Source organism: Streptomyces sp. NPDC034085 (assembly GCF_055575555.1).
Map to the genome: position 1 here is coordinate 194,843 of NZ_JBVISL010000005.1, position 12,703 is coordinate 207,545.

At 70.1% G+C, this 12,703-nt stretch carries 8 protein-coding genes; 5 read left to right on the top strand and 3 right to left on the bottom strand.

What is annotated here, in order from left to right; all coding sequences use genetic code 11:
- Positions 1-31 precede the first annotated feature (31 nt).
- On the top strand, positions 32-1,063 hold the full coding sequence (locus tag ACZ501_RS19585; protein ID WP_361595680.1) for an alanine racemase: 1,032 nt from the start codon (positions 32-34) through the stop codon (positions 1,061-1,063).
- A gap of 29 nt (positions 1,064-1,092) precedes the next feature.
- On the opposite strand, the gene ACZ501_RS19590 is transcribed toward ACZ501_RS19585, so the two are convergent.
- Positions 1,093-2,577, bottom strand: coding sequence for a glycosyltransferase family 87 protein (locus ACZ501_RS19590; protein WP_468796881.1), 1,485 nt, complete (start codon positions 2,575-2,577; stop codon positions 1,093-1,095).
- Positions 2,578-2,663: 86 nt separating this feature from the next.
- Positions 2,664-5,264, bottom strand: a complete 2,601-nt coding sequence (locus ACZ501_RS19595) for a transglycosylase domain-containing protein (RefSeq protein WP_468796883.1) — start codon at positions 5,262-5,264, stop codon at positions 2,664-2,666.
- A 272-nt stretch (positions 5,265-5,536) separates the two neighbouring features.
- Here ACZ501_RS19595 and ACZ501_RS19600 point away from each other — a divergent pair, with 272 nt between their 5' ends.
- The 3 genes from ACZ501_RS19600 (at position 5,537) to ACZ501_RS19610 (ending at position 8,665) form a co-directional block, all read left to right on the top strand.
- Positions 5,537-6,139 carry a PadR family transcriptional regulator gene (locus ACZ501_RS19600; RefSeq protein WP_361595689.1) on the top strand — a complete coding sequence of 201 codons (603 nt, stop codon included), beginning with the start codon at positions 5,537-5,539 and terminating at the stop codon, positions 6,137-6,139.
- Between the two features lie 50 nt (positions 6,140-6,189).
- Positions 6,190-7,272, top strand: coding sequence for an inositol-3-phosphate synthase (locus ACZ501_RS19605; protein WP_361595692.1), 1,083 nt, complete (start codon positions 6,190-6,192; stop codon positions 7,270-7,272).
- A gap of 103 nt (positions 7,273-7,375) precedes the next feature.
- Complete coding sequence (locus ACZ501_RS19610; protein ID WP_361595695.1) at positions 7,376-8,665, top strand: MFS transporter; 1,290 nt, start codon at positions 7,376-7,378, stop codon at positions 8,663-8,665.
- Between the two features lie 98 nt (positions 8,666-8,763).
- Here the strand turns inward: ACZ501_RS19610 and ACZ501_RS19615 are convergent, their stop codons facing one another.
- Positions 8,764-10,215: a CCA tRNA nucleotidyltransferase gene (locus tag ACZ501_RS19615; protein ID WP_468796886.1), complete on the bottom strand. Its 1,452-nt coding sequence runs from the start codon at positions 10,213-10,215 to the stop codon at positions 8,764-8,766.
- A 185-nt stretch (positions 10,216-10,400) separates the two neighbouring features.
- On the opposite strand from ACZ501_RS19615, the gene ACZ501_RS19620 reads away from it, so the two are divergent.
- Positions 10,401-12,659: a DUF6049 family protein gene (locus tag ACZ501_RS19620; RefSeq protein WP_361595701.1), complete on the top strand. Its 2,259-nt coding sequence runs from the start codon at positions 10,401-10,403 to the stop codon at positions 12,657-12,659.
- Positions 12,660-12,703: the final 44 nt, after the last annotated feature.

The following is a 12,703-nucleotide window of genomic DNA, read 5'->3' on the forward strand; positions in this document are numbered from 1 at the left end:
AGCTGTATTTCGAGAGAGGTTCCGGACGGGCATGGCGCTCACGCTCTACGTCGACACCGCGCGCTGGCGTGCGCACCAGAAGCAGATCACGGACCAGTTCCCCGGTCTGATCCCGGTCTGCAAGGGCAACGGCTACGGCTTCGGCCACGAGCGGCTGTGCGAGGAGGCGACCAGGATGGGCGCCGACATCCTGGCCGTCGGCACCACCTACGAGGCCGCGAGCATCAAGGACTACTTCGGCGGCGACCTGCTCGTCCTCACCCCCTTCCGGCGGGGTGAGGACCCGGTTCCGCTGCCGGACCGGGTGATCCGCTCGGTGTCCTCGGTGGACGGGGTGCGCGGGCTGGTCGGTGCCCGCGTGGTCATCGAGTGCATGAGCTCGATGCGCCGCCACGGCGTCTCCGAGCAGGACCTGGGCCTGCTCCAGTCCGCGATCGAGGACGTCCGGCTGGAGGGCTTCGCCCTGCACCTGCCGCTGGACCGCCCGGACGGCTCGGACGCCGTCGAGGAGGTCATCGGCTGGATGGACCGGCTGCGCGCGGCCCGGCTGCCGCTGCACACCATGTTCGTCAGCCACCTGCGGGCCGAGGAACTGGCGCGGCTCCAGCAGCAGTTCCCACAGACCCGCTTCCGGGCCCGCATCGGCACCCGGCTGTGGCTGGGCGACCACGACGCGACCCAGTACCGGGGCTCGGTCCTGGACGTCACCCGGGTGGTCAAGGGGGACCGGTTCGGCTACCGGCAGCAGAAGGCCGCCTCCGACGGCTGGCTGGTCGTGGTCGCGGGCGGCACGTCGCACGGGGTGGGCCTGGAGGCCCCCAAGGCCCTGCACGGGGTGATGCCGCGCGCCAAGGGCGTGGCGCGGGCCGGTCTGGCCACCGTCAACCGGAACCTGTCGCCCTTCGTCTGGGCGGGCAAGCAGCGCTGGTTCGCCGAGCCCCCGCACATGCAGGTGTCGATCCTGTTCGTGCCCTCGGACGCCACCGAGCCGAGGGTCGGCGACGAGCTGGTGGCGCACCTGCGCCACACGACGACGCAGTTCGACCGGGTCCTCGACGCCTGATCCGCCCGCCGGCCGGGCCGCCCGCCCGGTCAGTCCCTGGGGTCCACGCCCCAGGCGACCCGCTGTCCCTCCGAAGGCGCCGCGTCATGCGGCGCCTTCGCCCGTTCCGACAGCGTGAACACGTCCTCGGCCCCGTCCAGGACGCCGCCGGAGGGGTCGTCCGAGCCGTCGCGGCGTACGACGTCGCGCTCGGGCAGCACGATGTCCCGTACGACGACGGCGCACAGGTACAGCGTGGCCAGCAGGTGGGCGGCGATGGCCAGCTGGTAGCCCTCCACGGGCAGCCCCTGGTGCTTGTCACCGCTGCTCGTGTAGGCCAGGTAGAACCAGATCCCGAGGTAGTACGCGATCTCGCCGGCCTGCCAGATCAGGAAGTCCCGCCAGCGGGGCCGGGCCAGCGCGGCGAGCGGTACGAGCCACAGCACGTACTGGGGTGAGTACACCTTGTTGGCCAGGATGAAGGCGGCGACGACCAGGAAGGCCAGCTGGGCGAAGCGCGGGCGCCTGGGTGCGGTCAGGGTGAGCAGGCCGATGCCGAGGCACAGGAGCAGGGTCAGCCCGGTCGCGTAGGTGTTGGCGTCTTCGAGCGGGTTGCCGGTGCGCTGGGAGATCAGCAGCCAGACGGAGCCGAAGTCGATGGGCCGCTCCTGGCTGAACTCGTAGAACCGCTTCCAGCCGTCCCAGGCGACGTACATGACGGGGCCGTTCACCAGGAGCCAGGAGGCGGCCGCGCCGAGGGCGGCGGCAGCGAACGCCCGCCACTTCCCGGCCCGCCAGCACAGCACGAACAGCACTCCGAGCAGGAGGACGGGATAGAGCTTGGCCGCGGTCGCCAGGCCGATGAAGACACCGGCGAGCAGCGGGCGGCTGCGGGACCACATCAGCATCGCGACGGCGGCGAGCGCGACGGCCGGCAGGTCCCAGTTGATGGTCGCGTTGAGCGCGAAGGCGGGCGCCAGCGCGAGCAGCAGGGCGTCCCAGGGCCGGTGCCGGTGGGTGCGCGCGACGCAGACGGCGATGACCGCGGCGCAGACCATCAGCATGCCCGCGTTGACCATCCAGTACATCTGCTCGCGGTGCTGGACGGAGCCGGCGGTCGGCGTCATCCAGGAGGCGACCTGCATGAAGGCACCGGTGAGCACCGGGTACTCGAGGTACTGCATGCCGCCGTACTTCGGGTCGGTGGCGATGTCGGGGAAGCGGTCGAGGTAGGGCACGAGGCCGTCGGCGAAGCCGCGGGCGGAGTACAGGTGCGGGATGTCGGAGTAGCAGGCGTGGGTGTACTGCGAGGCCGCTCCCCGGAACCAGGCCCAGTCGTAGCAGGGCAGCTTCTGCGCCATGCCCAGCGCGAACATGCCGAGGGCCACGAGGACCACGACGCGGACGGGGCTCAGCCAGTGGCCGCCCAGCCGGGCGTGACGGCCGGCCGGTCCCCCGATGAGCTCGCTGCCGGCGGCGGCGACCTCGTCCTGCCGGGTGGGTGGTACGGGCCGGTCCTCGTGCACCTTGGTCATGGCGCCCATCCTGCCGTACCGGGCCGTACGCGTGGGAGGGCCGCCGCACGGTGTGCGACGGCCCTCCCGGGTCGGGCGGTTCGGGGTCAGCCGGAGGCGCCCATGATGCTTCCCCAGCTGGTCGAGCCTCCCGGCCGGCCGGGACGGGTGGTGGCGGACCGGGAGGGCTCGCCGGTGGTACCGCCGTCGGGGAACCCGCCGGAGGTGGTGCCGCCGTCGGCTCCGCGGTTCGTACCGCCGGTGACCGAGGGGTCGCAGTTCAGGTTCCAGGGCCTGGGCTTGCAGGTCGGCTTGCCGTCGCCGGACGGCGACGGCGAGACCGACGGCGAGGTGCTGGGCGAGGGCGACGGCGCCGAGGTGGAGGGCGAGGGGACGGCCGAAGGGGTCGGCTGGGGCGCGCCGGCCGCGTCCGCGATGACGCCGATGTCCTCGGCCTCCGGGAAGTCCTTGACCGGGGTGCCCTTGAGCGCCTCGCGCATGTACTCGGTCCAGATGGCCGCCGGAATGTCACCACCGTGGATGGAGTCGACCCCGCCCACGTGGTTCATGGACATGAGCTCCTTGTTCTTGGAGGTCGGGTCGTTGCGGAAGAGGGTGACCGAGGTGGACAGCTCGGGGGTGTACCCGACGAACCAGGCCGACTTGTTCAGGTCGGTGGTGCCGGTCTTGCCCGCGGCGGGGCGGCCCAGCTTCTTCGCCTTGGTTCCGGTGCCGTTCTCGACGACGTTGCGCAGCACCTTGGTGATGTTGTCCGCGATGGAGTCGTCCATGGCGCGGGATTCCCTGGGCGGCGCGAAGCCGGGAATGTCCTTGCCGTCCCTGACGACCTTCGTCACCGAGAAGGGCTCCCGGTGGGTGCCGGAGGCGGCGAAGGTGGCGTAGGAGTCGGCCATGCGGATGGCGCTGGGCGTCGAGGTGCCGAGGGCGAAGGAGGCGTTGTTGTTCTTGTCCATCGACTCCTCCAGGATCCCGGTCGCCTTGGCGACCTCGCGGACCTTGCTGTGGCCGACGTCGAAGACGAGCTGGGCGAACGGGACGTTGATGGACTTCTCCATCGCCTCGTTGAGCGTCACGTAGCCGTAGGGGTACTCGCTCTCGTTCTTCTGCCGGAACGGCGTCCCGTCGTTGGCGAGCAGCGGCTTGCCCTCACGGTTGTTGATCACGGTGAGGTCGTCGGCGTTGTACTTGCTGTCGACCGAGATGCCCGCGCCCTTGGAGTTCTGCGTGCCGTACTGCATGGCGGCAGCGAGGACGTACGGCTTCCAGGTCGAGCCGACGGGGACGCCGGAGGTGTTGGCGTTGTTGGCGAAGTACTTGTGGTCCCAGCCGGGGCCGCCGTACAGGGCCACGATCGCCCCGGTCTTGACGTCCACGGAGGCGGCCCCGAACTGCACGAAGGTGTCGTACTGCGGGCGCTTCTTCTCGTCGAGGAAGTCGTTGCGGGTGTCCTCCACCGCCTTGACCAGGGCGTCCACCCTGGGCTTCTGGAAGGTGGTGGTGATCGTGTAGCCGCCGAGCGCCATCTTCTCGGCGGTGATGCCGGCGGTCTTCATGACGTACTGCTTGGCCACCTCGACGAGGTAGCCGGTCTGGCCGGACATGCCGCGGGCCTGCTCGGAGTCCACCCGCGCGGGGAACTCCTTGTACTTGTCCCGCTCGGACTGCGTCATGCGGCCCACCGCGACCTCGCGGTCGAGCACCCAGGCCCAGCGGAGCCGGGCGCGCTTCTCGTTGGCTTCCGGGGTGGCCGCGGGGCCGATGCCGCCGTCCGGGTTGTAGAGGTTGGGGCCCTTGAGCATGGAGGCGAGGAAGGCGCTCTGGGACGGGTCGAGGTCCTTGGCGTCCTTGCCGAAGTAGGCGCGGGCGGCGGCCTGGATGCCGTAGGCGTCCCGGCCGTAGTAGGCGGTGTTGAGGTAGCCCGCGAGGACGACGTCCTTCTCCTCGCTGACCCCCAGCTTGATCGCGATGAAGAGCTCGGTGACCTTGCGCTTGAGCGTCTGCTCGGAATCGAGGTACATGTTCTTGACGTACTGCTGGGTGATCGTGGAGCCACCCTGCGTCGAGCCGCCCGTGGCCATGTTCACCACGGCCCGGGCGATGCCCATCGGGTCGACGCCCTTGTCCGTTTCGAACGACTCGTTCTCCGCCGCGATCACGGCGTTCCGCATGGACAGGGGGATCTGGTCGATCGGGACGATCTGCCGGTTCGTGCTCCCGCCGGTGGCGACCATCTGGGTGCCGTCGGCCCACTGGAAGACGTTGTTCTGCGCCTTGGCGGCCTTGTTGGCGTCCGGCGTGTTCACACTGGCGATACCGATGCCGGCCCCGGCGAAGATGACCGCGAAGAAGCCGAGGAAGCTCCCGCCGACCAGCTTCCAGGACGGTACGAAGCGCTTCCAGCCCAGCTTGCCCGCACGCGGGTAGTCGATGAGCCGGCTGCCTCCCTTCCCGCCCCCGCCGCCCTGCCCACCTGCGCGTCCGCGGCCGGCGGCACCCCGCGGGGCGGCGCGGCGGGCGTCGGCGCGGCTGCTGTGGGCGCTGTGCTCCGCGTAGGGCCCGCCGGGCGGCGCGGCGGGGAGGTCACGGCCGGGAACGGCGCCCCGGCCGGGGCGCTGCGGTGCAGCCCGACGGGACGCGGCGCGGCCGCCACCCTGGGACTGCGGCGGTTTACGGCGGTGCTCGCTCATCGAACGACTACTCCTCGGGCAGGCGAGTGGCCTGGAAGCGGCAGGTGATTCCGGTTCCCCCCGGTTGTCCTGCAGCACAGACTACGCACGGCCAAAACCCAACCAGTGCCGAAGGTCACCCCAAATCAGGCAACTTGCGTCGTACGAATCGGTGATGTGACGCCGGTCACTACGCCACCGCTTGTCGCCTGGAGCAACGCGATCTATCGTCTGGATGTATCGGGCCGATACATCCAGACGACATAAACTCCGGGGCAGAGAGGGGTAGGCGGATGAGCAGGCGCTCAGGCATCCTCGAGTTCGCCGTCCTCGGCCTGCTCCGTGAATCCCCCATGCACGGTTACGAGCTCCGCAAGCGGCTCAACACCTCGCTGGGAGTGTTCAGGGCGTTCAGCTACGGGACTCTCTACCCCTGCCTCAAGACTCTGGTCTCAAACGGCTGGTTGATCGAAGAACCGGGCAACGCCCCGGAAGACGCTCTCGCCGCTTCACTCGCAGGGCGCCGCGCCAAGATCGTCTACCGGTTGACGGCAGCAGGTAAGGAGCACTTCGAAGAGCTCCTGTCCCACACCGGCCCCGACACCTGGGAGGACGAGTCCTTCGCCGCCCGCTTCGCCTTCTTCGGTCAGACCGAACGAGAGGTGCGGATGCGGGTACTGGAGGGCCGCCGAAGCCGGCTGGAGGAGCGCCTGGAGAAGATGCGCGCCTCGCTCGCCCGTACACGGGAGCGCCTGGACGACTACACGCTCGAGCTGCAGCGGCACGGAATGGAATCCGTCGAGCGTGAAGTGCGCTGGCTGAACGAGCTCATCGAGAGCGAGAGGGCGGGACGGGACCGGAGACGGTCCGGCCCGCCCGACGAAACTGCAAAGTGAGGCCTGTATCTCGCAGGCCTCGTTCCGAGAACAAACAGGGAGCAACCGGAATGGGTTCGGTTCGCGTAGCCATCGTCGGCGTGGGCAACTGCGCCGCCTCGCTGGTGCAGGGCGTCGAGTACTACAAGGACGCCGACCCGGCGGCCAAGGTCCCCGGTCTGATGCACGTCCAGTTCGGCGACTACCACGTGGGTGACGTCGAGTTCGTCGCCGCGTTCGACGTCGACGCGAAGAAGGTCGGCCTCGACCTTTCGGACGCCATCGGCGCCAGCGAGAACAACACCATCAAGATCTGCGACGTCCCGAACTCGGGCGTGACCGTCCAGCGCGGCCACACCCTGGACGGCCTGGGCAAGTACTACCGCATGACCATCGAGGAGTCCGCCGAGGCTCCGGTCGACGTGGTCCAGGTCCTCAAGGACCGCCAGGTCGACGTTCTCGTCTGCTACCTTCCGGTCGGCTCCGAAGAGGCGGCGAAGTTCTACGCCCAGTGCGCCATCGACGCCAAGGTCGCCTTCGTCAACGCCCTCCCGGTCTTCATCGCCGGCACCAAGGAGTGGGCCGACAAGTTCACCGAGGCCGGTGTCCCGATCGTCGGTGACGACATCAAGTCCCAGGTCGGCGCCACCATCACGCACCGCGTGATGGCGAAGCTGTTCGAGGACCGCGGTGTCCGGCTCGAGCGCACCATGCAGCTCAACGTCGGCGGCAACATGGACTTCAAGAACATGCTCGAGCGCGACCGCCTCGAGTCGAAGAAGATCTCCAAGACGCAGGCCGTCACCTCGCAGATCCCCGACCGGGAGCTCGGCGAGAAGAACGTCCACATCGGCCCGTCCGACTACGTCGCGTGGCTCGACGACCGCAAGTGGGCCTACGTCCGCCTTGAGGGCCGCGCCTTCGGCGACGTCCCGCTGAACCTCGAGTACAAGCTCGAGGTGTGGGACTCCCCGAACTCCGCCGGTGTCATCATCGACGCGCTGCGTGCCGCGAAGATCGCCAAGGACCGCGGCATCGGCGGCCCGATCCTGTCGGCGTCCAGCTACTTCATGAAGTCCCCGCCGGTCCAGTACTTCGACGACGAGGCCTACGCCAACGTCGAGAAGTTCATCAAGGGCGAGGTCGAGCGCTAGTCGCACCCCGGGGTCTGCGGACACCTGGTCTTCGACCGCTCTTCCACCGAGGGTCCCCGGACAATGTGTCCGGGGACCCTCGGTGTGTGTGACCCTTGCCCTCATGCCTGTCGTAGGTGATCTGCGCGTACTCCTGCGCCTGAGGGACTTCCGCAACCTGCTCGCCGTGAGGCTGCTCTCCCAGGCCGCCGACGGCGTCTACCAGGTCGCGCTCGCCACCTTCGTGGTCTTCTCCCCCGAGAAGCAGACCTCGCCCGCGGCCATCGCCTCGGCCATGGCGGTACTGCTGCTGCCCTATTCGGCGATCGGCCCCTTCGCCGGGGTGCTGCTGGACCGGTGGCGCCGGCGCCAGGTCTTCCTCTACGGCAACCTGCTGCGGGCCTTCCTCGCCTGCGTGACCGGCCTGCTGATCGTCGTCCAGGTCCCCGACTGGCTCTTCTACGCCTCGGCCCTGTCCGTGACCGCCGTCAACCGCTTCGTCCTGGCCGGGCTGGCCGCGTCCCTGCCCCATGTCGTCCGCTCCGACCAGCTGGTCACCGCCAACGCCCTCTCGCCCACCGCCGGAACGCTCGCGGCCGTCGCCGGGGGAGGCCTGGCCTTCCTGGTCCGCCTGCTGGCCTCGGGGTCCAACGCCCTCGTCGTGCTGCTCGGCGCCGCCCTCTACCTGTGCGCGGCCCTGGCCGCGCTGCGCCTGGCCGTCGGGCTCCTCGGCCCCGACCACCGGGAGGGGCCGGCCCACCCTTCGGTCGGCGAGGGGATCGTCCTCACCGTGCGGGGCATGGCGGAAGGCCTGCGGCACCTGGCCGGCCGGCGGGAGGCCGCACGGGCGCTGACCGCGATGACCCTGATGCGGTTCTGCTACGGGGCCCTGACCGTGATGCTGCTGATGCTCTGCCGCTACTCCTGGTCCGACAACGAGTCCGACGGGCTGGCCCTGCTGGGGATCGCCGTGGGGGTGTCCGGAGCCGGGTTCTTCGCGGCCGCCCTCGTCACCCCGTGGCTGGTGCACCGGCTCGGTCCCCTGGGCTGGATCACCGCCTGCTCGGCGGGCGCGGCCGTGCTGGTGCCCGCGCTCGGCCTGTTCTTCGCGCCCGGGCCCATGCTCGTGGCCGCCTTCGTGCTCGGCCTCGCCACCCAGGGGGCCAAGATCTCCACGGACACGGTCCTCCAGTCGCGGGTGGCGGACGAGTTCCGGGGGCGGGTCTTCTCCGTCTACGACGTGCTCTTCAACATCGCCTTCGTCGGAGCGGCCGCGGTGGCGTCCCTCATGCTCCCCACCGACGGCCGGTCCGTCGCCCTGCTCCTCGGCGTGGCCCTGCTCTACGCGGCCACGGCCGGTTTCCTGCGGGGCCGGCGCCGGGGCGGTGTTTCACGTGAAACATCGCCCTCGTGAAACACCGCGTCCTCAAGGATCCCGGCCCGGCGGGAAGCAGCACATCCTGCGGGGGGCATCGATGTTTCACGTGAAACACCGATGCGGTGGGTCCCGCTTCAGGCCTGGGGGGCCTGGTCGGCCCACCACTCCTTGAGGGCCGCCACCGCCGCGTCGTGGCCCATCGGGCCGTGCTCCAGCCTCAGCTCCAGCAGGAAGGCGTAAGCCTTGCCCACCGCCGGGCCCGGCCCGATCCCCAGGATCTGCTGGATCTCGTTCCCGTTGAGGTCGGGACGGATCGCATCCAGCTCCTCCTGCTCCTGGAGCTGCGCGATCCGCGCCTCCAGGCCGTCATAGGTACGGGAGAGCGCGCTGGCCTTGCGCTTGTTGCGCGTGGTGCAGTCCGACCGGGTCAGCTTGTGCAGCCGGTCCAGCAGCGGTCCCGCGTCGCGGACGTAGCGGCGCACCGCCGAGTCGGTCCACTCCCCGTCCCCGTACCCGTGGAAGCGCAGGTGCAGCTCCACCAGCCGGGACACGTCCTTGACCATGTCGTTGGAGTACTTCAGCGCCGTCATGCGCTTCTTGGTCATCTTCGCCCCGACCACCTCGTGGTGGTGGAAGGAGACGCGGCCGTCGCTCTCGAAGCGGCGCGTGCGGGGCTTGCCGATGTCGTGCAGCAGGGCAGCGAGGCGGAGCACCAGGTCCGGGCCGTCCTCCTCCAGGTCGATCGCCTGCTCCAGGACGATCAGCGAGTGGTCGTAGACGTCCTTGTGCCGGTGGTGCTCGTCCCGCTCCAGGCGCAGGGCCGGCAGCTCGGGCAGCACCCGGTCGGCCAGACCGGTGTCCACGAGCAGCCCCAGCCCCTTGCGGGGGTGCGCCGAGAGCAGCAGCTTGTTCAGCTCGCCCTGGACGCGCTCGGCCGAGACGATCTCGATCCGGTTGGACATCGCCTTCATGGCCGACACGACCTCGGGAGCGACCTCGAAGTCCAGCTGAGCGGCGAACCGGGCGGCGCGCAGCATGCGCAGCGGATCGTCGGAGAAGGAGTCCTCCGGCGTGCCGGGCGTGCGCAGCACGCCGGCGGCCAGGTCCTCCAGCCCGCCGTGCGGGTCGACGAACTCCTGCTCCGGAAGCGCGAGGGCCATGGCGTTGACCGTGAAGTCCCGTCGGACCAGGTCCTCCTCGATGGAGTCGCCATAGGAGACCTCGGGCTTGCGCGAGGTGCGGTCGTACGCCTCGGAGCGGTACGTGGTCACCTCGATCTGGAACCCGTCGCGCTGCGCCCCGACGGTGCCGAAGGCGATGCCGACGTCCCAGAGGGAGTCGGCCCACGGCCGCATGATCTTCAGTACGGCCTCGGGACGCGCGTCGGTGGTGAAGTCGAGGTCGTTGCCGAGACGCCCGAGCAGCGCGTCGCGGACGGACCCGCCGACCAGGGCGAGGCGGAAGCCCGCCTCCTGGAACCGGCGGCCGAGCTCGTCGGCGACAGGAGCGACCCGCAGCAGTTCACTGACCGCGCGGCGCTGCACCTGACTCAGGGCACTGGGGTTGTCTTCATTGGCGTTCGACACAACAGAAAAGGGTACGTGGCCCGCCCGGCGCGGGCTCCCCCGTTTCACGGGCACCCCGCCGTCGGCGGCGACGAAGCGGAACCGATCATGTGGAGCAAGGCGCGGCACTCGCACACAGCGCCTCTCGTTACCATGCGTGGACGCAGAACCGACGACCACTGACACTTCGAGGGACGGGCGAACGCGTGGCCGAGGCGGCAGACAACCAGGGGACGGCCCCCGTCCCTGCCCGGCGCCGCTGGCTGCGGCGGGCAGTCGTCCTGCTCGGCGGGACGCCGGTGCTGGCCGCCCTGGTGTACGCCCCCGCCCCCGCCGCACAGGCCGCCGAGGCACCGGTCGACGTCCAGCTGACCGAGGTGACGCCGAACGCTCCGGTCAAGAGCGACACGCTCACCATCTCCGGCACCGTGGTCAACAACGGCTCGGAGACGATCAGGAACGCCCACGTGGGACTGCGGGTCGGGCCCCGGCTGGGAGACCGGTCGGCGATCGGCGAGGTCGCGGACCGCAAGGGCTTCCGGCCCGGCGTGGACCCGGGGGAGATCGACTCGGCCTTCGCCGTGAAGATCGACTCGCTGACCTCCAAGGTCGGCCGGCAGTTCACGATCAAGGTGCCGGTCAACAAGCTCGAGCTGGGGGCGGACGGGGTCTACCAGCTCGGCGTCTCCCTGTCCGGGTCGACCGAGAGCCGCCCGAACGAGCAGGTCCTGGGCATCCAGCGGACCTTCCTGCCCTGGCAGCCGGACCCCGCCGCCAAGCGGTCGTCCCTCACCTACGTGTGGCCGCTGATCTCCACCACGCACGTCACGGCGGAAACCGGCTCGGACGAACTCCAGACACCCGTCTTCCTCGACGAATCCCTCGCCGACGAGCTCCGCCCGGGCGGCCGCCTGGAGCGGATGGTCGCGCTCGGCAAGGACCTGCCCGTCACCTGGGTCATCGACCCCGACCTGCTCACCACGGTCGACGCCATGACCAAGGGCTACCGGGTCCGCAGCTCCGACCCGGACGGGAAGCCCGTACAGGGCAGGAACAAGGCCGTCGCCGAGCAGTGGCTCAGCGCGCTGGAGACCGCCGTCCAGGGCAAGAAGGTCGTCGCACTGCCCTTCGCCGACCCGGACATCGCCTCCCTGGCCCATCGCGGCAAGGACGTCTCGGGCACCCTGGGCCAGCTGCGGCCCGCCACCGACAAGGCGAAGCAGGCCGTCGAGACGGTGCTGCACGTCACCCCGTCCACCGACTTCTCCTGGCCGGTGGACGGCGCGATCGACCCCTCGATCGTCAACGTCGCCACGTCGGCCGGTGCGCACAACGTCCTGACCCGCAGCGACAGCCTCCAGGAGACCGGCGCCCTCGGCTACAGCCCGACGGCCGCCCGTCCGATCGGCGCCGGTGCCACCGCCGTGGTGGCCGACGCCGACCTCTCCACCGCCTTCGAGGGCGACATGACCGCCGCCGGGAACTCCACGCTCGCCGTGCAGCGGTTCCTGGCCCACAGCCTCGCCCTGAACCTGCACAACAGCGACGAGCCGCGCAGCTACGTGGTCACGCCCCAACGCAGGCCGTCGGCCAGCCAGGCCGACACGATGGCCACCGCCCTGCGCGGGCTCCAGGCCGCCCGCTGGACGCAGCCCTCCGACCTGGAGGCGGCGGCCGCGGCGAAGCCCGACCCCGGCGCCGCGACCCAGGTCCCCGGCGCGGGCCTGTACCCGGAGGCCTTGAGCAAGCAGGAACTGCCGGTCTCCGCGTTCGAGGGGATCCGCACCACGCAGAACACCCTCGACCACTTCAAGGTCATCCTCTCGGCACCGGACCGCGTCGAGATCCCCTTCGGCAACACCACGAACCGGGAGATGTCCACCACCTGGCGCGGCCGGCCCGAGGAGGCCGCCCGGTACCGGGACCAGGTCCAGGACTACCTGATCGGGCTGACCGACAAGGTCAAGGTCATCCCCAAGTCAGACGCCACCCTGTCCGGCCACAGCGCGACCATTCCGGTGAGCGTCCAGAACGGCCTCGTCCAGGACGTCCACAACCTCGTGCTGCGCGTGAAGTCCGCCAACCCGACCCGTCTGATGTTCGGCGAAGGCGAGCAGGAAGTCACCGTTCAGGGCGGGCACAGCCAGACGGTAAAGTTCACCGCCAACGCCACCGCGAGTGGTCCGGTCGAGGTCACGGTGCGCCTGTACACCAAGGACGGCGTGCCGTACGGCAAGGAACGCACGTTCACTGTCGAGGCCACCGAGATCACCCCCACCGTCATGCTCGTCATCGCCGGCGGTGTGCTCCTCCTCGTCCTGGCGGGCATCAAGATGTACGCCAGCCGCAAGCGCGTCGCCGCGCGCGCGGCCGCAGAGGAGAGCACGCAGCCGAGTGACGGGACCACGGACACCGGACCGCAAAGCACCGAGGGTTCCGGCACGGGTGAGACAGTGGACCGTTGAGCGATGCCGTGGCCGGTCGGCCTGGGGACGATGAGGTGGGGTTG

Excerpts from the sequence above, each read along its gene's own strand:
- ACZ501_RS19585 (WP_361595680.1), top strand. The coding sequence starts at position 32 with ATGGCGCTCACGCTCTACGTCGACACCGCGCGCTGGCGTGCGCACCAG.
- ACZ501_RS19590 (WP_468796881.1), bottom strand. The coding sequence starts at position 2,577 with ATGACCAAGGTGCACGAGGACCGGCCCGTACCACCCACCCGGCAGGAC.
- ACZ501_RS19595 (WP_468796883.1), bottom strand. The coding sequence starts at position 5,264 with ATGAGCGAGCACCGCCGTAAACCGCCGCAGTCCCAGGGTGGCGGCCGC.
- ACZ501_RS19600 (WP_361595689.1), top strand. The coding sequence starts at position 5,537 with ATGAGCAGGCGCTCAGGCATCCTCGAGTTCGCCGTCCTCGGCCTGCTC.
- ACZ501_RS19605 (WP_361595692.1), top strand. The coding sequence starts at position 6,190 with ATGGGTTCGGTTCGCGTAGCCATCGTCGGCGTGGGCAACTGCGCCGCC.
- ACZ501_RS19610 (WP_361595695.1), top strand. The coding sequence starts at position 7,376 with ATGCCTGTCGTAGGTGATCTGCGCGTACTCCTGCGCCTGAGGGACTTC.